This window comes from Polaromonas sp. P1_G1, from assembly GCF_056405595.1.
The window spans coordinates 12,082-32,868 of record NZ_JBFUBU010000065.1; the positions used below are offsets into that span (position 1 = coordinate 12,082).

A 20,787-nucleotide genomic window follows, 5' to 3' on the forward strand; every position below is an offset into this window, starting at 1 on the left:
TATCTTGGCTGGCGCTGTACTACACCCGGTGCAGCCAGCCGCTTCGAGCGGGGCAGATCTTGACGACGGATCGGGCACCGATTTACTGGCTGCGCCGATTGGCATCCCAGTGCGCGGTGTCGATCCGTCAAGTTGCGGTTCTATCACCAATGCGGGAATTCACCTCTACCTTTCTCCGGCCAAGGGTTTTCCTCCTACAAAAGGCGGATGTAGCCATTCCAACAAAGCGGTAAGGTTGGCCAAGCCAAATAAATAAATTGGCCTGGCAGTACCAGCAAAGCTATTCATCAACCCGTATCGCGCCTTTACGTATAACCTTTCTTTCACGACTTCCGCTTGAAGTAAATGAGAACTGCAATCGTGGATGACGTCAAAATGAATGAATCAGTTCTTAAACGGCAACGACTATGACGCAAAGCAAATGGTGGAAATGTGACCTTCAAGTGGCAACTCCAGCCTGGCATTTCAAGTTTCCACCAGATTCGAACTACCGGCTAAAAGATGCAAATCCGAACATACGCGTAACTGAACGAATACGATTTCTAGACGACTACATGCTCGCATTGCGAGCAAAGGAGATAGATGTAATAGCTCTCGCCGATCACAATACTGGTGAGTGGATTGACGACGCTAAAGCGGCTGGAGCACGCCATGGAGTATGTGTATTTCCTGGCTGCGAAATTACAACCAACACCGGAGCCGACGGAGTTCACCTCCTCATCATTGGAGACAGAGACAAAACTTCGCAGGACTTTGATCGACTGCTCCACGGGATTGTGGGTTTTAGCGATGAGTTTCCGCGATATCGCTTGCAGGGCGTAAGCGAAGTCCCAACACCAGCATCCAAAACTCTCGAACAAATACTAAACAAACTACCAGATGGCTATCTCGCGATAGCTCCCCATGCGCTAAGCGACAACGGCATCGCTTCGAAAGACACCGTCCGCGGAGACCTCCGTTGGAAGGCCTTGCATCACGAACGGCTGGTAGCCCTCGACCCCGGCGACTGCTCCAATCCCCAAGGCGATTCATTCGGTGCTCGTTTTAAACGTAGAGAGGCCAATGACTTCCCAAGGCTACCTGATATGGCATTTGTAGCAACGTCTGACGCTTATGCCATAGCTGACCTAGGGAAACGATATACATGGATAAGAATGGGCGAGCCAACGATCGAAGCACTACGGCAAGCTTGCCTTGATCATGAATCACGAATCCTATGCGATTGGGCGCCGGCGCTAGCAAACTTCCCAGAACGAAACCCCAATAACATAAGACATTCCTGGATTTCATCCATTGAACTAGGCGGCACCCTAACTAACTCAATGTCGCCGTTAAGCTTGAATTTTCATCCAGGCTTAAACGTAATTATTGGTGGCCGAGGTAGTGGAAAATCGTCGGTAGTCTCAGCGCTACGCCAGCTCTATTCCTCAAGCGAAAGCTTGCCGACGCGCCTGAAATCTGAAGTAGAGGAATTTTCTGCAACTGTATTTGCGGAAGCCCGCCTTATTTCAAGGCATCGAATTCAAGAATCACAAGTTGAACAAACTGCTGAGTGGTCCCTGGAGAATGGAAGCACTACTAATGTCGACGGACAGCGCATTCCCACCACCTTCTTTGCTACCGTTATAAATCAGAAGGAATTGTTTGAACGAGCTGCGGGCGATAAAAATGATCCACATCTAACATCGCGAAGTCTTCTTGCGTTGGTCGATGCAAGCGCCTTTTCGAGCAATGGGTTTGGGTTCAATTTTGGCGCATCTTTCGGCAACTCTAATTTTTCTTCAAACAGTTTCTCGCGAAAACTAGATGACGCACGCGCACATTGGGGAAACGAACATCGAACGTACGTTCTGCTAAAGCACGATCTGGCTCAACTCCCTGCCTTGAAATCTCGATCTGCGATTCTCGAAGGACAGGTTCAAGCATTTGCCGCCTCAGCAGTTAAGGAACGGCTTGCAACTATTGAATCACGCCAACAAGAGCACTCAGGCTTGGAGACTCGAAAAGCAGAGCTGAAAGAAACAGTTGAGGCGATACAAGTCATTGCATCAACATTGAGCAAACAGGTCATTGCGCTAGATATTGATAGCGCTTCGCTCACTCCGAGCTATGCAGCTTTAGCAGCACGCCTAAACGCCGTCACCACATCTTTCTCCGACTTATTGTCGAAAGCCGCAACAACTACAACTCAAAGCCTTTCCGCTTTTGAGGAGGAAGTCAATGCGAGCGAGTGGAGTGAACAGGTTCGCGCTGCAGAAGCTGATCTTCAATCGTATAAAGAGGAGCTTTCAGCCCAAGGATTGTCCCCAGCAGAATTTAGCCGCCTGCAAGAGGAACTTAATCGCAGCCGAGAAACAATACGACAACTTGAAGAAAAAGAATCGAAACTAGAAGCTGCACTTGCAGCCAGTACCACCGCATGGCAAGCCATCTTGACTCTTTTTCAGCAGCGTAGAGAAGCGCGTCAAGAACTTTTTAGCAGCATAGAACTTCGAAGTGGACGCTTAAGGTTCAGCACTGAAGTTTTTCGCGATGCCGACCCATGGATTGAAACAGTTCGTGCAATCTCAACATTGCGTAGTGATGGATTTGTAGAGGAGACGAAGAAGCTAGCGACGTGGCTCTGGAATGGTGATCCAATTGGACTAGAGGAGCGAATTGCTGCGTGGCAGGCATTTCTCACCGACAAGGACTCTAAGGAGTTCCAACGGGTCACCAGCTTCCGATTGCCTTTTTTGGAACGATTGGCATCCGTGGAGGAATCAGCAAGATTACGAATCGCGACGCAATTGCCGGATGATGTTGTAGGAATGAAATTCTTACGAGAGAATGGAAAGCCACAGCGGGACGGAGATTGGCAGTCTGTTTCTCAGGGTTCTCCTGGTCAAAGAACTGCCGCGATGCTTGCGTTCGTTTTGCATCATGGGCGAGAACCGCTCGTCCTCGATCAACCGGAAGATGACTTGGATTCCGAGTGGATATCAAAACTAGTAGTTAAAGAGCTACGCCAAAGTCGGTGGCACCGGCAACTTATTGTGGTTTCGCACAATGCCAACATCCCGGTGTTGGGGGACGCTGAGCAGGTTATCGCATTGGAGAATAAGGCGGGTTCACTTTGCGTAAGAACAACAGAGGAAAAAAATGCAGATGGATCGACTTTCTTAGTTCCTCACATTGGACCGGTTGAAGAACCGCATGTAAGGAGAGATATCCAATCCATCATGGAAGGCGGTGTAATCGCCTTTGTTCGTCGAGAGCAGAAATATAACAATGAAACTCGTGCCCATAAAGTTCATTAGTAACTCGTTGTCCTCATTGTCAATTTCGATTATTTATAGACCATGACAAGCTACTGGCTCATGAAATCCGAACCCGAAGAGTGCTCCGTCGACGACGCGCTCTCAGCGAAAAACTCGACGGTCCCCTGGGTCGGTGTTCGCAACTACCAGGCGCGCAACTTCATGCGTGATGGGATGAAAGTCGGCGACGGCGTGCTGTTCTACCACTCGAGTTGCGCCGAGCCGGGCATTGTCGGTATCGCGCGTGTGGCGTCGACGGCCTACCCTGACCCTACGCAGTTTGACCCCAAGTCGCCCTACTACGATCCCAAGGCCAAGCGCGAAGAGCCGCGCTGGCTGCTGGTCGATGTGCAGGTGTTGAAGAAAACGCGCAACCTGGCCTTGCCCGAACTGCGCGCCAATGAGGCGCTGGCGGACCTGGTGATCCTGCGCAAGGGCAACCGGCTGTCAATCACGCCTGTGGAGCCTCAGCACTGGCGGCTTATCTCCAAGCTGCTGGACAAAGCCTAGCGTGAACGCGGACAGCAGGAGCTCGTCGGCCTACACTGCGCTCACGTTCACGGAATCCTCGAAATGCATACCTTCTCACGCTTATGCCGCATGGTCGCGCATCCCACCCAGAATGGGAGGACGATTTCGGTCTTGATGGCACTGGCTCTTGGCGTGCTGCCTGGCCCCGGGCGGGCCGGTACGGCCGACCCCAGCGGGGTCTCTGATTTGCTGCTGCCTGCGGCCATCATTCTGGCGCCGGTCATCGTGCCCTTGAACTTCCTGTTCGGGGACAAAAACCCAAGGCTCACCGCTTACGCACAGAAGAAGGCCGACGCTTTGCTTGCCGAGCAGAAAACCCCCATCCCATTCAAGGGCATGTATACGGGCGGGATTGATCTCAGTCGCGCCATTGAGGGTATGTTTGTTGGGGGTCAGATTCCATTTGTTGAAATCGATACGGCCGGTTCAAAGTGGTTGATTGAGCAATCCGGTTCGCCCAAGCCCCTGGTCGATCAGGCACTGGAGAACCCCTACATCCGCCTCGAGCTTGCGCAAGAGGGCGATCCAGCATGCTTTGTATGGAAGAGCGAAAACAACAACTGGACCCAGAGAATACCGGTCCGCCCGGGAACATGCCTGAGTGTTTCTTTTACCAAAACACTGTCAAGTGATGTTCAGGTCAAAGTCAACACCAGCAATGCAGGCCAGGGTGAACTGCTGTGGGAATTCTCCGAAAGGGCAACCGGCAAGCTGCTGTTGGCCGTCCCCTATTGGCAGGGTCAGATGCCGGACAAGACGCCAAGAATTTCCCCGTCCTATGGCCCAGAATTTAATGCTGACGATCACACCCGATTTGCCGGCAGCATCAGGAAATTCATCGCGAGTAGCCGGCCCATGGCATCTGATGGCCGGCCTTATCTATTGACCTGGGTGTACTGGTCGACAAGAGAGGCACCCACCACAAAGGTCACCGCGCATGTCAAAGTCAGCGATAAATTGTGGCCTCATGACGCTTCGCGCAACGATTGGAAAAGCGCCTATCGGCACGCTTACGAAACGGGAAACGCCACTCTGGCTGGATGGAAATATATTTTGTTTCCCGAAAACAATAGCGTGGGGAAGTTGCGGATAGATGATTTTGGTTTTGCCACGCTGGAGAAAAATTTGCTGTTCAACATGCCAAGAAGCGCAGATCGGGTGAGTGCTACTGCTCGCGCATCACTTTTGAACGGAAAAGCGGTCTGGAATCTGCGGATACAACCTGACGTCATCCCGGAACAATTGCTTGACAGGCAGGGCTGCAGTTTTCGTACGTCAGTCGTAGAACTGAGTGCGGAGGATCTCATTTTGAAAGGCAACATCTATTGCTCAGCCGGCGAAGCAATCGGCACGGAGTGGATCATTTCAAGGACTTCCTTGCCGCCTGTGCCCGGCACTGATTGATGCGGCAACCGGCTAAGGGCCTGTGGCGCTCTAATCCTTAGTTCTTCATGCCGCGCACGGCGGGCAAACCAATGGCTTAGGGCGCAAAAAACCAATGCCGCCCAATACCCTGAGCCGCGTGACAAACACACAACAGCGCGGCCGCCGCCCAATTCGTCACTGTCATTCCTGACACTAGCCGCCAGCGCCGGCATTTCGTCTGCATACATAGCGTTTCGCAGCACCTACCCTCCCCGCTTTCCGCCCTGTGTGTCCCCCAACCCTGTCAGGCCTGACAGGTTGACCGTTGCACGGGCCGATCAACACAATGATTTGAATCAACAAGGGCGGGACGACAAGAGGGGGAGCGGTGAACTGCCCGCGGCATTGGCTGCGGGCATGGCCAGGCGGCATGCCGGGGATCGGCATGCCCGCACTGCTGGTGCAGGCGGCTTTGCTGGCGGCGGCATCTCCGGCGGCCTTTGGCCAGGCCACTCCCATCCCCCCGGGCAAGGCGGCGAGCGGCAAGCTCACGGTCGCCGCCAAGCCGGCGGCTGCGAAGCCTGCCGCCGCCGCGGCGCCTGTGGCCATCGAGTGGCCGACCAAACCGATACGCCTGCTGATCGGTTTCCCGCCGGGCTCGGTGCAGGACTTGTCGGCGCGCTCCATCAGCGAGCAGTTGTCCAAGACGCTGGGCCAGCCGGTGATTGTGGAGAACAAGGCCGGCGCCTCGGGCATCATCGCGGCCGACCAGGTGGCCAAGGCGACGGACCTGCACACCTTCGGTGTGATGAACAACAGCCAGCTGACGATTGCCAAGCTGCTGAACCCGATGGCGCCTTACGACCCGGCCGTGGATTTGGCGCCGATCGCGCTGATAGGCACGACGCCCATGGTGATGGTGGTGAGCAACTTCGCCCAGGGCAACACGCCGCAAGAGTGGCTGACCTGRCTGCGCAACCAGGGCGACAAGGCCAACTACGGCTCGCCGGGCGCGGGCACGCCGGGCCACCTGGGCATGGAGCTGATCAAGAGCCGCAGCGGCGGCCTGGGCGTGATGCATGTGCCCTATCCCGGCAACCCGCAGATCATCACCGCCATGCTGGGCGGCCAGCTGCAGGCGGCGCTGCTGCCGCCGGGCCTGGCGATGCAGCAGGTGAAGGCCGGCAAGATGAAGGTGATAGGCGTGACCTCGGAGACGCGCAGCATGCTGGTGCCGGAGCTGCCGACCCTGCGCGAAGTCGGCATCATGGGCGCGGACATGGAACTCTTCACCGCGCTGGCCGGCCCGGCCTCGCTGCCGGCCGCGGTGCGCGACAAGCTGGGCGCGGCGGTGATCGACGTGCTCAAGACCGGCGAGACGCGCCAGCGGTTGATCACGGTGGGCTGGCAACCGGCGCCCTCCACGGCCGAGGGCCTGCGCACACGCATGCGTGCCGACACACGCAACCTGGGCGGCATCATCATGCTGCGGGGCATACGCGCCGACAGCTGAACGGCCGCTGAACGGGGCAAGGCATTCGCGCCTTCGCCCCCTCCCTCTCCGCTCCCGGCATGCCTTGGCCCACGAGCCAGAACCGGCCGCCCCGGCTGTGGTTTACTCTGCCTTTACCGAAGCACTACCTGCCGGACGCGCAAGCGTCTTGAAAATAGGCGGGGCGCGCAAGGCCGCGCGTCAACCACAGGAAGAGGACATGCATATTTCATCGGCACACTGGCGAGCGGGGGCTGCGGCCCTGCTGCTGGCGGGTTTGGCTTGCGCCAGCCATGCCCAGTACAACACCGGGGGCGCGCGCGCCCCTCGCCCTGGGGAAGCCCAGGCGGAAGGCCCTCAGGCGCCGCGCGTCCAGTCACGCTGGGAGCAGGTCAGCCGCAGGCTGTTTGACCTGCGGGTGGCGCTGCAGATCACAAAAGAGCAAGGCCCGGCCTGGGAGAATTTCCGGGGGCGTTTCCTGGACATGGCGACCAGCGGCCCGGCCGGCATGCGCATCGTGGATGAACAGAACGCGAAAGACGCTTTCCAGTACCTGCTGGCCGACGCGCAACGGCGCTCCAACATGCTGGCCACGCTGGACGCCACCGCGCAGGTCTTGCTGGCGCAGTTCAGCCCCGAACAGCTGCAGATCGCCGACCGGGCGCTGCCCGGGCTGCTGGCGGACTATGGCGGCATCCGCTAAGCCAGTAACGCGGTAGGCCGGGGCTTACCCGCTGGTGGACTTCAGCGCCACCAGCACCACAACGACCACCGCCAGGATCAGCGACACACCGCGCCAGAAGGCCACCGGGTTTCGATCCAGCAAGGGCTGGCGCGTCTTGTGCAGAAAGGCCTGTCCGGGATGGCGCAGGTCGTGGACAAACTCCGACAGCTCGCCGTAGCGTTTGGCGGGGTTGGGGTGCACGGCCTTGCGCAGCACCTCGTCTATCCAGGCCGGAATCTCGCGGTCTTCGTAGAGCAGGGAGTCATAGCGCAGCTTGTCCTGCGCGGCCCGGGTCCGGCATTTCGCCACTTCGGCGCCGTAAGGCAGCTTGCCGGTCAGCATCTGGTAGGTGATGACGCCGAGCGAGAAGAGGTCGGAGCGCGGGGTGCCGCCCTCGCCCAGGAAATATTCGGGCGCCGAATACTGGGCCGTGCCCAGGATGTCCTCTTGCCCACCAGGTGAATCGGCTTCCACGAGCCCGGCCACGCGGGTGGCACCGAAGTCGATGATCTTCGCGGTGCCCGTGCCGTCGATCATGATGTTCTCGGGCCGCAGGTCCTGGTGCAGCATCTCGTGGCGGTGGAAGGCGCGCAGGCCCTTGGCGATCTGCTCGACCAGGCCGCGCACCACCTCCAGGCTGGGCCGGGGGTTGTCTATCATCCACTGGCTCAGCGTCTGGCCGTCGATGTACTCGGTGGCCACATACACATAGTGGCGCTTCCGGGTCGGCACATAAGGCTTGAGCACATGCGCGCTGTTGATGCGCCGGGCAATCCACTCTTCCGTCAAAAACCGCTCAAGGTAGACCGGGTCGCCGCCCAGGTCTATGGACGGGGTCTTGAGGATAACCAGCGCGCCGGTGTCGTTGTCGGTTGCCAGGTAGATGTGGCTGCGGCTGCTGCCCCGCACTTCACGGACGATGGTGTAGCCGTCAAACACCGTCCTGGCCTCGAGGATGGGCGGAAGCGGCAAGCCTGAGAGCTGCTGCAGCATCTCGCCGGCCTCGCCGCGGGGCAGCGCATCGACGCGCACGAGCTGGACCGTGAGGTTGTCGTCGCTGCCGCGCTGAAAGGCTTTGTCGACAATGGCCCTGGCGGCAAGCTCAAGGCCTTCGGGCGCATCGGCGCCGCCGCGGATGATGGCGGCCATGTCGTGCTCGGTGACGTGTTCGTAGACGCCGTCGGTGGCCAGCAAGAAGATGTCGCCCTGCTCCACCGGCTGGGTCTGGTAGTCGATCTCCAGCTGGGGCTTGAAGCCCAGCGCGCGGCCCAGGTAGCTCTGGCCCTGGGCAATCCACACGCGGTGGTCATTCGTCAGCTGCTCCAGCGCCTTGCCGCGCAGGCGGTAAATGCGTGAATCGCCGACATGGAAGATATGCGCCGTGGTCGACTTGATGACCATGGCGCTCAGGGTGCACACATAGCCCTTGTCGCTGTCGTAGCGGTATTGGCTTCTCTGCGTCTGCGCATGCAGCCAGGAGTTGGTGGCGCTCAAGATCCGCTCGACCGAGGTCTTGACCGACCAGGCTTCCGAGGTGCAGAAATAGTCTTCCAGGAAACCGGTGACGGCGTACTGGCTGGCCACGTCGCTGACGGCGCTGCTGCTGATGCCGTCGGCCAGCGCGATGGCGATGCCCTTGGCGCTCAGCTGCGGCTCCACCGGCACGTAGATGCCGTGGAAATCCTGGTTGGTCTCTTTGCGGCCCTTGTCCGAATACTGGCCTGCCGATATCTTCAGTTCAGGGGACATAAGGGGTGGCGCAAAGCCCCCGCGCATGTTTGCATGCGCGGGGGCTTTTGAGGCTGCTTTGGTTTAAAGGCGGATTATTTGATGGAACGCACAGGTCCGGTTTTAATGTGCGTGGCGTACAGCGTCAAGCCGGTAAAGGCCAGGCCACCGACCAGGTTGCCCAGCACCGTCGGGATTTCGTTCCAGATCAGGTAGTCCATGATGGTGAAATGCGCTCCCAGCAGCAGGCCCGACGGGAACAGGAACATGTTCACGATCGAGTGCTCGAACACCATGTAGAAGAACAGCATGATGGGCATCCACATCGCGATCACCTTGCCGCTGACCTGGGTGGAGATCATCGCACCGACCACGCCGGCCGACACCATCCAGTTGCACAGCATGCCGCGCACGAACAAGGTGAGCATGCCGTTCGCGCCGTACTTCTGGTAGCCGAGCGTGCGGCTTTCGCCGACGATGCCGATGGCCTTGCCCACCGCGCTGGGCTCGGTGGAAAAGCCGTTGGTGACATAGATGGCCATCATCACCGCCACCGTGAAGGCGCCCAGGAAGTTGCCGACAAAGACCAGCCCCCAGTTGCGCAGCACGCCCTTGAGCGTCACGCCCGGGCGTTTGTCGATCAAGGCCAGCGGGCATAGCACGAACACGCCGGTCAGCAGGTCAAAGCCGAACAGGTAAAGCATGACAAAACCCACCGGGAACAGCACGGCGCCCAGCAGGGGCTGGCCGGTCTGCACATTGATGGTGACGGCGAACCAGGCCGCCAGGGCCAGGATGGCGCCGGCCATATAGGCCCGGATCACGGTGTCGCGGGTGGACATGAAGATCTTGGATTCCCCCGCGTCCACCATCTTGGTCACAAATTCCGAAGGCACTAGATAAGCCATACGATCCTCTCGTCTGTAGTTGTGGGCCTCAAATCAAAAGGCCAAAAAAAAATCCACCCCCAGGCGCTCCCCATACATGGGAGGCTGGAAGTGGACGTCGTTATCCATTGAATCCGCCGGGCAGCGGCCCGCGGGCCACGCCATGCCCAGCCGTCATTAGCCGGACAGGTAGGTCAAAGCAACTACTGTGCCGCGAGGAATGCAGGCGGAAACCGGTCTTTCTGCCCCGCCATGCGACGGCAGCAGGCGCGCATTGCCCCAAATGCGTGCACCGGGCCGCGGTGGGCTCGACATTTTGGTGCCTGCGGGCCGGCTGGCGCCGATGGCTACTTGACCAGTTCCAGCACCTCGGCCTTTTTCTTCTTGAGCAGCAGCACCAGGAATTTCGCGGGCTGGGTGGTGCTGGCGTTGCGGCCCACGGTGTGGATGTCCTTGGGGCCTTCATAAAAGCTCTGGCCGGCCGTCAGCGTGACTTCCTTGCCGCCCTTGACCTGCATCACGATGGAGCCCTCGAGCACATAGACAAAGGCGTGCGCAAGATGGCGATGCACCGGGTCGGCCGCGCCGGGGGCGTAGTCGACAGTGATCATCAGGCCTTCTTTACCCGGCAAATCGGCCAGGTCTTGCGCCATCACCGGCGTGACGCGCACGCCTTCGGGGCCGGCGGCCAGGGTCGGCTGGGTGAGCAAGGCGCCGCTTGCGAGAAACAGGGAAATGCAGATTGTTTTCATGGAGGGGCTTTCAGGGGGTTGCTTGATGCGGCTCGGAATTGAGGCACCTGCCTTTAAGACGATTCAGGGCGCAGGTTTGTGACCGCGTCTAGCCCCTTCCCCCTCTGGGGGAAAGAGTGGCTGCGTTTAGCCTTCCCTAGAGGGAGAAGAGTGGCTGCGCTTATTTCGCGGCTTGCGACCTGGCGAACCACTCCTCAAACCGCACCGCGCCCAAGCGTGCCTTGCCAACGGGCACCAGGGTGTCGTCCTTGAGCTCGGCGCCGAAGTAGCGTGCCTGCGGATCGGCGACGACCTTGCGCGGGTCATTGCTCGCCGTGAGGAAACGCTGGACGAGGTCCGGCAGGCGCACCTTTTCCGGCCCGGCGATCTCGACCGTGCCATTGACCGGCGCGCCCAGTGTGTAGTCGGCCATCGCGGCGGCCACGTCGTCGGAGCTGATGGGCTGCACAAAGGCCGGCGACAGGCGGACGGTCTGCCCCTCGGTGCCCGACTGCGCGATGCCGCCCAGGAACTCCATGAACTGGGTGGAGTGGACGATGGTGTAAGGGATGCTGGCGGCCCGGATGAGTTTTTCCTGGGCGATCTTGGCGCGGAAATAACCGCTTTCCACAAGCTTGTCGGTGCCGACGACCGAGAGCGCGATGTGGTGCGTGATACCGGCGGCCGCTTCGGCCGCGAGCAGGTTGCGGCCCGAGGTTTCAAAAAATTCCAGCACAGCCTTGTCCTCAAACGAGGGCGAGTTGGCCACGTCGACCACCACCTGGGCGCCCGCAAGGACTTCCGCCAGCCCTTGGCCGGTGAGGGTGTTGACGCCGGATGCCGGCGATGCCGCTACTGCCTCGTGGCCGCGCTGGCGAAGGATGCTGACGAGTTTGGATCCGATGAGGCCTGAGCCTCCGATGACGACGATCTTCATGTGTGCACTTTCTGGTTCAGGGTGGAGGTAGAGGTGGAGTTCCTCCTGGTTGAGTGGCTCGAAATTGAGCACCACCTGCCTCTATGACGATTGACGCTGCCGGTTTGTGACGCCTGCGCCCTGCCCTTGCCATTTCTCTTGCCCCTCCCCCCTCTGGTCTCCCGCTGAGTCAGGCTGCTGCGGCCTTGCCTTCGAGCAGCTTGACCATGGACCACAACACACGGTTCGCCGGCACCGCCACGCCCAACGCATCGCCGCGTTTGACGATCAATCCATTGAGGTAGTCGATCTCCGTGGGCTTGCCGCGCGCCAGATCTTGCGCGGTGGAGGCGTATTGGTTGGGCATGCTGCCAGCCAGTTTTTCGACGGCGGTGTGCACGTCGCCGGCCACCTGCACGCCTTCGGCCTTGGCCACCGCCAGGCATTCGGCGACCACGTCACGCATCACGTCCACGACGCCCACGCCCTGCACCGTCTTGCCGTAAGGCAGCTGGGCGATGGCCGAGACGGCGTTATAGGCGCAGTTGAGGATGAGCTTGGCCCACAGCGCGCCACGCACATTGGCGGAGATTTCGGTGGGCACGCCGGCGGCGACCAGGGCTTGCGCGGCGCTGTCGCTGCGCGTTGAAGGCTCGATGACCAGGTCGCCGCGGCCGTGGTGCTTGAGATGGCCGGGGCCGGCCATCTCGGTGGCGACATAGACCACGGCGGCGGCCACCGAGGTGCCGGGCAGCACGGCGCGCAGGCGGTCGGCGTTGTCGACGCCATTTTGCAGGCACAGCACCAAGGTATTGACGGCCAAATGCGGCCGTATCAGCGCGCCGGCCGATTCAGTGTCGGTGGACTTGACGCAGAACAGCACCAGGTCGGCGCCCTTGACGGCGGCCGGCTCACTGCTGGCGGCCACGCGCACGTGTTCGTCAAACATGCGGGTTTCCATGCGCAGGCCGTCGCGCGCGATGGCCTCCACATGCTGCGGCCGCGCGATCAGCACCACCTGGTGCCCGGCTCGCGCCAGCATGCCGCCGAAATAACAACCGACGGCGCCTGCGCCCATCACGGCGACTTTGAGAGATTGGGTCATGGAGAGCTGCCTTCCGCTTGGCGGGAGATGTGGAGACAGCGATTGTGTTTCAAGTCCGCCGTGCCTGCTGGCGGCGGGAGGCAAACCTACCCGAGGCTGCCGGCAAAGCGCCGGGCCAGCTGATTGCGCTCGAACGCTTCGGCCACAAAATCGATAAAGACGCGGGTCTTGGCGGGCATCTGGCTGCGCGTGGCGTAATAAATCGAGATCGCGCCGGCATCCACATACCAGCGCGGCAGTAGCCTGACGAGTTCGCCGCGCTCCAGTTGCGGCAGCACGTCAGGCACGGCGAGCAAGGTCACGCCCAGGCCCATCAGCGCCGCGGTGCGCATGGCGGTCGGGTCGTTCACCCGCACCGACTCGGCCTGGGCGGCCGGCATTTCGGCGCCGGCCGTGTCGCGCATCACCCACTGGCGAAGCCGGCCCGTGGCGCTGGAACGCATGACGATGCCGCTGAACCCGGCCAGGCCCGCAGGGTCGATGGGCGGCTGGCGGCCGGCCATATAGGCGGGCGAGGCCACGGCGACCAGATGAATCGGGGCCAAAGGGCGTGACACCACGCCGGGCGCCAGCTCAAAGCCGCCGCCTATGGCGGCGTCGTAGCCCTCGGCGATCAGGTCGACCGGGCGATTCTCGAAATACCAGTCGGGGCGCACCATCGGGTAGCGCTCCAGGAAGGCCGGCAGCAGCGGCATTATGTGTTCGACACCAAAGGTCGGCGACATGCTGACCTTGAGCGTGCCGGCGGGCGCACCGCCGTCATCGGCAAGTGCCGCGATGGCGGACTGCAGCGCGTCCAGGTTTCCGCCTATGGAGACCAGGAAGCGCTCGCCGGCTTCGGTCAGGGTGAGCTTGCGCGTGGAGCGCTGGAACAGCCGCACACCGAGGTTGCGCTCCAGCATCGCGACATTGCGGCTGACGGCTGCGGGCGTCAAAGCCAGGCGCCGCGCGGCTTCCGAGAAGCTGCGGCTTTCGGCGCTGCGCACAAAGGATTCGAGGTTGGCCAGGGTTTCCATCGCCTCATCTTAAAGCAATGCTTGAAGGTAAATCAAGTCATTACCGGCTTATCAAAAGGCAATCCAAATCCCATCATTCACTCCATCAACAACCCAAGGAGTGAATACATGTCTACCCCCGTCAATACCAGCGCCGCTAACACCCCCAGCATCGGCATCATCGGTTCCGGCGCCATCGGCTCGGCCATCGCCGCCATCCTGGCCCGCCACGGCATCCCCGCCACCCTCTCGAACAGCCGCGGCCCGGGCTCGCTCAAGGACCTGGTGCACGGACTTTCCGGCATCACGGCCGGCACGCGTGAAGAGGCGGCCGCCAAGGACATCGTGTTTGTCGCCGTCAACTGGGGCCGCCTGCCGGCCGCACTGGCCGGCCTGCCCAATTTCGGCGGCCGCATCGTCATCGACACCAACAACCCGATCGAGGCGCCGTTGTTCAAGCCCGCCGAACTGAACGGCCGACTGTCGAGCGAAATAGTGGCGGACCTGGTGCCCGGTGCGCGCGTGGTGAAGGCCTTTAACCACCTGGCCGCCGCGCTGCTGGCCACCGACCCGGCTGACCACGGCGGCAAGCGAGTGATGTTTTATTCAGGCGACGACACGGCCGCAAAAGCCACCGTGGCCGCACTGATCGCCCGGCTCGACTTCTCGGGCATAGACCTGGGCGCACTGGCCGTGGGCGCGCGCCTGGCGCAGTTCCSGGGCGGCCCGCTGCCGATTCTCAACCTCGTGCACTTCGCGTAAGGGCCGCCGCCGCGTGAGCCTGACCCGTCACTGACGGAACAGGCCACTCCGGTGCGGCGCACTGCGTAAAGTCACAATTTTTTTACCGTTGGTTTACCGGCGCTAGACCGCCGCTATACCGGGCCATCGCTCAATGGCGAGGCGCAGGGTCCTGCGCGGCCTGGGTTGAACAAGGGCATATTGCCCGCCCAGGCAGGTCTGAAGTTGCCGGTGCCATGCGCCGGCTTTTTCCGGAGAAAAAGAAATCATGAAGTTCACTTATTCATCCAGATTGTTGTGGCTGTCTACCGCCGCGCTGTCGCTGGGCGCCGCACTGGCGCAACCGGCACAGGCGGCGCCACTGGCGGCGGGCTCACAGGATGTTTACCTCGGCGGCAATATCGCCGCTAGCCGCGCGTCCGGCCTGGGCGGCAGCATCGACGGCGCCCTGGGCAACCAGGGGCTGGCCAGCAGCACCTCGACCGGCACACCGGGCACCTCAGGCGGCCTGCGCCTGGGCTATCGTTTCAACCCCAACCTGGCCTTGGAGGCCAGCTATGACCGCATAGGCTCAACCGGCCTGCAGTCGGCCATCGCATCGCCGGCGGCGGACAGCGCTTCAGGCAACTGGAAGGCGCACGGCTTCGGCCTGCATGTGCTGGGCATCGCGCCGCTCGACAACCAATGGTCGGTTTACGGACGCGCCGGCGTCGAACAATGGCACACCTCGCTGGACACCGCCTCGGCCACCGGCAGCACGGCCAACGTATCGACGACAGGCTCGAACACCTCGCTGGCGCTGGGCGCCGGTGTCGCCTATGCCATCTCATCGAATGTGGACGCCACGGCGGAGCTGGTGCGCTACAACCGCGTCGGCACGTCCGCCACCGGTGTCAGCGCGGTGAACCAGGTCAACTTCGGCCTTCGCTATCACTTCCTCTAAACCTCTGAAGGTGATCCCGGCCGGCGCCGCGCGCGCCGGCCTTGTTGAAGCCGCAGGCCGGCCAGACCTTCAGGCTATTGGCAAGGTGATGCGGGCGCACAGCCCGCCGCCGTCTGCCGGCAGCAGCGCCAGCGTCCCGCCGTGGGCGCGCACCAGTCGGTCCACGATGGCCAGGCCCAGGCCGGCGCCGGCCGGGCCGCCGCGCGTGCCTTCGGCGCGGCGGAAAGGCTGCTTCAGCGCCTCGGCCTGTTCGGGCGGGATGCCGGGGCCCGCATCGGTGACCTCTATCCAGACACAACCATCCTGTGCGCCAGTGGCCATGGCCACGGGCGGGCGGCCGTGGCGCCAGGCGTTTTCGACGAGGTTCGTCAGCACGCGCCGCATGGCGCGCGGGCGCAGCAACACGGCCGGCGACCCGCCGGCCCGCAGCGCCACCGGCATGCCCTGGGCGGCCGAGGCGGCGGCGACTTCGGCCGCCAGCACATCCATGGCCACCGGCGACGGCGCTTCACCGTCGGTGCTGCGGGCAAAGTCGAGGAACTGGCCGATGATGGCGTCCATCTCCTCGACGCCGCGGGTCATGCGGGCCATCAACTCTTCATCAGCCTTGTCGCGCAGGATCTCGATGCCCAGGCGCAGCTTGGTCAGCGGCGTGCGCAGGTCGTGCGACACCCCGGCCAGCATCAGCGTGCGTTCATCATCGGCCTGGGCCAGGCTGCGCACCATCTGGTTGAAGCTGCGGCTCAGGCCGGCGATTTCCGTGGGACCGTCTTCAGGCAAGGGCTGGGGGTTGGCGCCGCCGGCCAGCGTGTGCGCCGACGCGATCACGCGGCGCAGGGGTTGGTTCAGGTAGCGGTGAATCAGCAGCGCACCCAGCAGGGCCAGCAATGCGCTGGTGAGCGAGGCCGCGACCCAGGCGCCGGTGAATTCACGCGTCGGCAACACGCCGGGCAGCGTGACCCAATGGTCGGCGCCGTCCAGGCGCAAGCGCACCGCCAGGCTGCCGCCGGCTTCGCGGCGCCAGATGATTTCAGAGCCTTCGCCTTCCAGCGCAATGCCGCGCGAGGCTTCGTTGACGAAGCGCCGCTCAAGCCGGCTGAGCAACAGGCGTCCGCCGCGGCTGTCACCGTCTTCATCCGCCACGCCCTGCATGGCGCGGCGGTTGAACTGCGCCACAAAGGCCTCGCGCTGCGCGGGCGGCAACGCGGCCAGGCCGGCGCGGATGGAACTGACATTGCGCGCCACCGCCACCGACAGCTGCGCCAGCCGGGGTTTGACGATCAGCTGGCGCACCAGCAGCGCACTGGCCAGCTGGCCCGCCACGATGAGCACCACGATCAGCAACACGTTGCGGCCGAATAGGCTGCGCGGAAATAGTGTCACGGCTTGCCCGCCTTGCCGTGTTTTGCCGCGCCACCTTCCGGCACAAACACATAACCCACGCCCCAAACGGTCTGGATGTGGGCAGGCTGCGATGGGTCGGCCTCTATCAGCTTGCGCAGCCGCATGACCTGCACGTCGATGCTGCGGTCGGTGGCTTCGTGGTCGCGGCCGTAGGCCAGTTCGATCAGGCGGTCGCGGCCCAGCGGCCGGTTGGGGTGCAGGGCCAGCGCCCGCAGCAGGCTGAACTCACCGGTGGTGAGCGGCAGGTCTTCGCCATTTTTTTCGAGCCGGCGCGCTTCCAGCTTCAGGGTGAAAGCGCCAAACCGCACCGTGCCCTGGCCGGGCAAGGGACCGCTGTGCGCGCCCAGCATGCGCTGGCGGCGCACCAGCGCCTGGATGCGGGCCAGCAGCTCGCGCGGGTTGAATGGCTTGGGCAGGTAATCGTCGGCCCCCATCTCCAGGCCGACGATGCGGTCCACCGGGTCGCCGCGGGCGGTGAGCATGACGATGGGAATGGTTTCACCCTGCGCGCGCAGGCGGCGGCACACCGCCAGGCCGTCTTCGCCCGGCATCATGACATCGAGCACCAGCACGTCGAAGCGCTCGCGCGCCAGCAGGGTGTCCAGGGTTTTGGCGTCTTCCAGCGTGCGCACGGCATAGCCTTGGTCGGTCAGGTAGCGCTGCAGCAGGCTGCGCAGGTCGGCCTCGTCGTCGACCACCAGGACCCGGGCCAATGCCTCGCTCATGGTGAGGGGCCTGCCCGCAAAAGCGCGTTGGAAACCAGCATCAGAAACATCCCACTGCAAGAAAGATGCCCCATGGTAGCGGCCCGCACCGGGCCGTCCACCCGGCAAATCATGACAAACGATGACAAAGCCGCGCTTTGTTCATGCCTTGTCATCAAGAGGCCGGCGCCAGCCATGGTTGGCTCACATCTCGCGGCCACAGTGGCATCACGGCGCTGCAATGCGGCCGAAACCTCAAAACCCTTCACCGTTCAACGTCAACCCCAAGGAGTTCGCCATGAAAACCACGCTTTCCTCCACCGCCCTGGCATGCGCCCTGCTCGCAGCGGGTTTTGCCGCCCCCGCCGCCGAAACGGCCAGCCGCCAGGTGCTGCGGGCCCATGCCGACGGCGGCACCTCCGTCACCAAGGCCGTCACCCGCCAGGGTCCACAAGGCGGCACACGGGTGCGCAACCGCAGCACCACCGCCGATGGGCAAGGCAACGCCAGCACTGCGGGTAACGTCTCCACCACAGGCCCTAACGGTGCCACCGCCGTGCGCTCGGGCCAGGCCAGCCGCAGCGCGGACGGCTCCGCGCAGCGCAGCGGCAGTTTTGCCGCCAGCGGCGCCAAAGGCAGCGTGGAAAGCAGCGGCAGCAGCAGCAAAACCGCCGACGGCGCCATCAACGCCAACCGCAATACCAGTGCCACCAGCGCCGCCACCGGCAACAGCGTGCAAAGCACGGCGTCCTATAACCAGGCCACCGGTGTCACCCGCAGCACGACCTGCTATGACGCCAGCGGCGCAAGCATGAGCTGCCCGTCGCGCTGAGCGTGCCCCCCTTACACCTCTCGCTTATCCCCTGTTTAACCGGAGTACTTTCATGATGTCTTCTTCCACCCTGCGCGCACTTTCAATTTCAATCATGGGCCTGCTGGCACTGGGCGCCGCGGCCCATGCCCAGGCACCCAAGGCCGACCGCATGGAAAAAGCCCGCACCGAGCTGCAAAAACGCTTTGAAGCGGCCGACACCAACAAGGACGGCAAGCTGACCCGCGAAGAAGCGCAGGCCAAAATGCCCAAGGTGTACAAAAACTTTGACGCCATCGACGCCAGCCATGCGGGCGCGATTTCGCTGGCCGACATCGAGGCCTTTGTGGTGTCGAAAAAAGGCGCGCGCAAGCCGGCCGGCTGATGCTGCCGCTTCAACGTGAGCCTCCCGCCGCATGAATGGTTTAACCTCGATGGCGCCCCACCGGGCGCTGTTTGACTGGAGATTTTGATGACCCCTCTTGCCACCCGTGCGCGACAGGCCGGCCTTGTCGCCACGCTGCTTTTCTCGGCCACCTTTGCCGCGGCCGCGCCGGCCGTGCCTGACGGTGTGCGCCGCATGGCCGACATCGCTTATGGCACGGATTCGCGCCAGCGCATGGACGTGTACCTGCCGGCGTCCGCGACGGAGACGGCGAAAGCGCCTGTCATCGTCATGGTGCACGGCGGCGCGTGGATGGTGGGCAACAAGGCCATGTCCAATGTGGTCGACAACAAGGTCGCGTACTGGGTCCGGCAAAAGGGCTATGTTTTTGTCTCGGTGGGCTACCGCCTCTCGCCGCAGGCCGACCCGCTGCTGCAGGCGCGCGACGTGGCCGCGGCGCTGGCCAAGGCGCAGGGCCTAGCGGCCTCCTGGGGCGGTGACCCGGCGAAGTTCATCCTCATGGGGCATTCGGCCGGCGCGCACCTGGCGGCGCTGCTGGCGGCCTCGCCGTCGCTGGCGCGCGAGGCCGGCGCCCAGCCCTGGCTGGGCACGGTCGCGCTCGACAGCGCCGCGCTGGACCTGGAACGCATCATGCAAGCGCGGCACATGCGCTTTTACGACCGCGTGTTCGGCGCCGACCCGGCTTACTGGCGCAGCGTGTCGCCCAGCAGCGTGCTGGCGCCGGGCGCCGCGCCCATGCTGCTGGTGTGCTCGACGCAACGCGCGGACAACCCCTGCGCCCAGGCGCGCGACTTTGCCGCCAAGGCCACGGCCCAGGGCGGCCGCGCGAGCGTGCTGCCGCAGGACCTCACGCATGCACAGGTCAACACCACGCTGGGCCTGCCCGGTGCGTACACCGAGGCGGTCGACGGTTTCATCACGGGTTTGCTGCCGCGCTGACAGCCCTCCAATAAAAAAAACCAGCGGGTTGCCCCGCCGGTTCGTGTTCATCGCCCTCGTTCCTCACATGGCATAAGGGATGGGGATGGCGCGATTCATCGATTCAACAATTCCACGAATTTCGCGCCAATGCCCGGCATCACTCAGAGTGAAGGCTTGGCCGCGCGGCTTTTTTCACTTTCCAGCGCCTTGGTCCTCTGCGCATCCAGCACCTTGTACCAGTCGGCAAACGCGCTGACATCCATGGCAAAGGACGAGAATTTGTCGGCCAGGCCGTCCTGTTTGCTGGACTTGGACGATACGCTGTAGATCGTGCTGCAAGCATAGGTCGGTGCCACGGGGTAATACAGATAGCCGGTCACGACGCCGCCCACGAAATAGTCCTTGAGAGACTCGAAGCAGTTGCCGTTCCTGGGCTTGTCGTACACGTTGACCCACTCGATTTCCTTGCCCGCCTTGTCATACATCCAGTGCTGGCTATAGCCCTCGGGGCGCAGGCTGGCCGGACTGACTTTGCCGTATTTGGCCGATGCATCCGCGATGGCCTTCAATGCGGGCCGGTCCCCCGCCGGGTATTCCGTCTTGGCGATGGCCCACACCTTGTTGGTCAAAGGCGAAATGCTGAAGTTCAGGTTCTTGGCTGTGTTGTTGAATTTGGGGACGTAGGTGTAGTTGTCGAAGGTACCGGTTCTGCCGTCTATGGTGAGCTTCAGCGCGGTTTTCGTGGTGGACACATAGACATTGTTTTTCAGCTCGGTGTTTGCAATATTCAGGGCCTCCTGCACATCCATGCCGAGGCGAATGCCGCCCACATCAGGCGCCGCCGCATGAGCCGCTCCCGCCAGGCCGGCCCCCAAGGCCCACACCAAGGCCCATTGGCCTGCTATCTTTTTAATCATGCTTCTCCCTCTTCCTTACGTTCTGGATAAAAAGCAGGCCCCGGGCAAATATGCGTCGTGGCCTGGAGCGCGGCGGGCCCATCCCTGCTGCGCCGCGGGCAATCTTAGCGACCACCCAACAGAGGCCCGGAGAGCCATGCGCACGAATTGCAACGAACTGTTGCGGA

At 62.3% G+C, this 20,787-nt stretch carries 19 protein-coding genes; 10 read left to right on the forward strand and 9 right to left on the reverse strand.

From position 1 onward, the window contains the following. The first annotated feature begins 407 nt into the window (after positions 1-407). The 5 genes from AC1D1Y_RS23850 (at position 408) to AC1D1Y_RS23870 (ending at position 7,390) form a co-directional block, all read left to right on the forward strand. Positions 408-3,299 (forward strand): TrlF family AAA-like ATPase, encoded by a 2,892-nt coding sequence (locus AC1D1Y_RS23850; RefSeq protein ID WP_477684525.1) that lies wholly within the window; start codon positions 408-410, stop codon positions 3,297-3,299. A 42-nt stretch (positions 3,300-3,341) separates the two neighbouring features. Then, entirely contained in the window at positions 3,342-3,809 is a 468-nt protein-coding gene (locus tag AC1D1Y_RS23855; RefSeq protein ID WP_477684526.1) for an EVE domain-containing protein, read from the forward strand. A gap of 135 nt (positions 3,810-3,944) precedes the next feature. Next, positions 3,945-5,234, forward strand: coding sequence for a hypothetical protein (locus tag AC1D1Y_RS23860; protein WP_477684527.1), 1,290 nt, complete (start codon positions 3,945-3,947; stop codon positions 5,232-5,234). 406 nt (positions 5,235-5,640) lie between these two features. Then, positions 5,641-6,708, forward strand: a complete 1,068-nt coding sequence (locus tag AC1D1Y_RS23865) for a Bug family tripartite tricarboxylate transporter substrate binding protein (RefSeq protein ID WP_477684528.1) — start codon at positions 5,641-5,643, stop codon at positions 6,706-6,708. Between the two features lie 199 nt (positions 6,709-6,907). Then, positions 6,908-7,390: a hypothetical protein gene (locus tag AC1D1Y_RS23870; protein ID WP_477684529.1), complete on the forward strand. Its 483-nt coding sequence runs from the start codon at positions 6,908-6,910 to the stop codon at positions 7,388-7,390. A gap of 24 nt (positions 7,391-7,414) precedes the next feature. Here AC1D1Y_RS23870 and AC1D1Y_RS23875 read toward each other — a convergent pair whose 3' ends face one another. From AC1D1Y_RS23875 to AC1D1Y_RS23900, 6 genes are all read right to left on the reverse strand, one after another. Next, a complete protein-coding gene (locus tag AC1D1Y_RS23875; protein ID WP_477684530.1) occupies positions 7,415-9,160 on the reverse strand; it encodes a bifunctional protein-serine/threonine kinase/phosphatase in 1,746 nt (581 codons plus the stop codon). 74 nt (positions 9,161-9,234) lie between these two features. Beyond that, positions 9,235-10,047 (reverse strand): formate/nitrite transporter family protein, encoded by an 813-nt coding sequence (locus AC1D1Y_RS23880; RefSeq protein ID WP_477684531.1) that lies wholly within the window; start codon positions 10,045-10,047, stop codon positions 9,235-9,237. Between the two features lie 326 nt (positions 10,048-10,373). Beyond that, positions 10,374-10,778, reverse strand: coding sequence for a cupin domain-containing protein (locus AC1D1Y_RS23885; protein ID WP_477684532.1), 405 nt, complete (start codon positions 10,776-10,778; stop codon positions 10,374-10,376). Positions 10,779-10,938: 160 nt separating this feature from the next. Further along, a complete protein-coding gene (locus AC1D1Y_RS23890) occupies positions 10,939-11,694 on the reverse strand; it encodes an SDR family oxidoreductase (protein WP_477684533.1) in 756 nt (251 codons plus the stop codon). Positions 11,695-11,863: 169 nt separating this feature from the next. Then, positions 11,864-12,778 (reverse strand): ketopantoate reductase family protein, encoded by a 915-nt coding sequence (locus AC1D1Y_RS23895; protein WP_477684534.1) that lies wholly within the window; start codon positions 12,776-12,778, stop codon positions 11,864-11,866. Positions 12,779-12,864: 86 nt separating this feature from the next. Continuing rightward, positions 12,865-13,794: a LysR family transcriptional regulator gene (locus tag AC1D1Y_RS23900; RefSeq protein WP_477684535.1), complete on the reverse strand. Its 930-nt coding sequence runs from the start codon at positions 13,792-13,794 to the stop codon at positions 12,865-12,867. A 108-nt stretch (positions 13,795-13,902) separates the two neighbouring features. Between AC1D1Y_RS23900 and AC1D1Y_RS23905 the strand changes: the two genes are divergently transcribed. Then, a complete protein-coding gene (locus tag AC1D1Y_RS23905; protein WP_477684536.1) occupies positions 13,903-14,535 on the forward strand; it encodes an NADPH-dependent F420 reductase in 633 nt (210 codons plus the stop codon). Between the two features lie 247 nt (positions 14,536-14,782). Continuing rightward, positions 14,783-15,457, forward strand: a complete 675-nt coding sequence (locus tag AC1D1Y_RS23910) for a porin family protein (RefSeq protein WP_477684537.1) — start codon at positions 14,783-14,785, stop codon at positions 15,455-15,457. A gap of 69 nt (positions 15,458-15,526) precedes the next feature. On the opposite strand, the gene AC1D1Y_RS23915 is transcribed toward AC1D1Y_RS23910, so the two are convergent. Then, a complete protein-coding gene (locus AC1D1Y_RS23915) occupies positions 15,527-16,840 on the reverse strand; it encodes an ATP-binding protein (protein WP_477684538.1) in 1,314 nt (437 codons plus the stop codon). Further along, entirely contained in the window at positions 16,837-17,586 is a 750-nt protein-coding gene (gene ompR / locus AC1D1Y_RS23920; protein ID WP_477684539.1) for an osmolarity response regulator transcription factor OmpR, read from the reverse strand. Before ompR ends, AC1D1Y_RS23915 begins: the two co-directional genes overlap by 4 nt. A 277-nt stretch (positions 17,587-17,863) precedes the next feature. Between ompR and AC1D1Y_RS23925 the strand changes: the two genes are divergently transcribed. From AC1D1Y_RS23925 to AC1D1Y_RS23935, 3 genes are all read left to right on the forward strand, one after another. Beyond that, positions 17,864-18,397: a hypothetical protein gene (locus AC1D1Y_RS23925; protein ID WP_477684540.1), complete on the forward strand. Its 534-nt coding sequence runs from the start codon at positions 17,864-17,866 to the stop codon at positions 18,395-18,397. 52 nt (positions 18,398-18,449) lie between these two features. Continuing rightward, positions 18,450-18,761, forward strand: a complete 312-nt coding sequence (locus AC1D1Y_RS23930; protein ID WP_477684541.1) for an EF-hand domain-containing protein — start codon at positions 18,450-18,452, stop codon at positions 18,759-18,761. Between the two features lie 87 nt (positions 18,762-18,848). Next, a complete protein-coding gene (locus AC1D1Y_RS23935) occupies positions 18,849-19,721 on the forward strand; it encodes an alpha/beta hydrolase (protein WP_477684542.1) in 873 nt (290 codons plus the stop codon). 143 nt (positions 19,722-19,864) lie between these two features. On the opposite strand, the gene AC1D1Y_RS23940 is transcribed toward AC1D1Y_RS23935, so the two are convergent. After that, complete coding sequence (locus AC1D1Y_RS23940; protein WP_477684543.1) at positions 19,865-20,620, reverse strand: hypothetical protein; 756 nt, start codon at positions 20,618-20,620, stop codon at positions 19,865-19,867. Between the last annotated feature and the right edge of the window lie 167 nt (positions 20,621-20,787).

Excerpts from the sequence above, each read along its gene's own strand:
- AC1D1Y_RS23850 (WP_477684525.1), top strand. The coding sequence starts at position 408 with ATGACGCAAAGCAAATGGTGGAAATGTGACCTTCAAGTGGCAACTCCA.
- AC1D1Y_RS23855 (WP_477684526.1), top strand. The coding sequence starts at position 3,342 with ATGACAAGCTACTGGCTCATGAAATCCGAACCCGAAGAGTGCTCCGTC.
- AC1D1Y_RS23860 (WP_477684527.1), top strand. The coding sequence starts at position 3,945 with ATGGCACTGGCTCTTGGCGTGCTGCCTGGCCCCGGGCGGGCCGGTACG.
- AC1D1Y_RS23870 (WP_477684529.1), top strand. The coding sequence starts at position 6,908 with ATGCATATTTCATCGGCACACTGGCGAGCGGGGGCTGCGGCCCTGCTG.
- AC1D1Y_RS23875 (WP_477684530.1), bottom strand. The coding sequence starts at position 9,160 with ATGTCCCCTGAACTGAAGATATCGGCAGGCCAGTATTCGGACAAGGGC.
- AC1D1Y_RS23880 (WP_477684531.1), bottom strand. The coding sequence starts at position 10,047 with ATGGCTTATCTAGTGCCTTCGGAATTTGTGACCAAGATGGTGGACGCG.
- AC1D1Y_RS23885 (WP_477684532.1), bottom strand. The coding sequence starts at position 10,778 with ATGAAAACAATCTGCATTTCCCTGTTTCTCGCAAGCGGCGCCTTGCTC.
- AC1D1Y_RS23890 (WP_477684533.1), bottom strand. The coding sequence starts at position 11,694 with ATGAAGATCGTCGTCATCGGAGGCTCAGGCCTCATCGGATCCAAACTC.
- AC1D1Y_RS23895 (WP_477684534.1), bottom strand. The coding sequence starts at position 12,778 with ATGACCCAATCTCTCAAAGTCGCCGTGATGGGCGCAGGCGCCGTCGGT.
- AC1D1Y_RS23900 (WP_477684535.1), bottom strand. The coding sequence starts at position 13,794 with ATGGAAACCCTGGCCAACCTCGAATCCTTTGTGCGCAGCGCCGAAAGC.
- AC1D1Y_RS23910 (WP_477684537.1), top strand. The coding sequence starts at position 14,783 with ATGAAGTTCACTTATTCATCCAGATTGTTGTGGCTGTCTACCGCCGCG.
- ompR (WP_477684539.1), bottom strand. The coding sequence starts at position 17,586 with ATGAGCGAGGCATTGGCCCGGGTCCTGGTGGTCGACGACGAGGCCGAC.
- AC1D1Y_RS23925 (WP_477684540.1), top strand. The coding sequence starts at position 17,864 with ATGAAAACCACGCTTTCCTCCACCGCCCTGGCATGCGCCCTGCTCGCA.
- AC1D1Y_RS23930 (WP_477684541.1), top strand. The coding sequence starts at position 18,450 with ATGATGTCTTCTTCCACCCTGCGCGCACTTTCAATTTCAATCATGGGC.
- AC1D1Y_RS23935 (WP_477684542.1), top strand. The coding sequence starts at position 18,849 with ATGACCCCTCTTGCCACCCGTGCGCGACAGGCCGGCCTTGTCGCCACG.
- AC1D1Y_RS23940 (WP_477684543.1), bottom strand. The coding sequence starts at position 20,620 with ATGATTAAAAAGATAGCAGGCCAATGGGCCTTGGTGTGGGCCTTGGGG.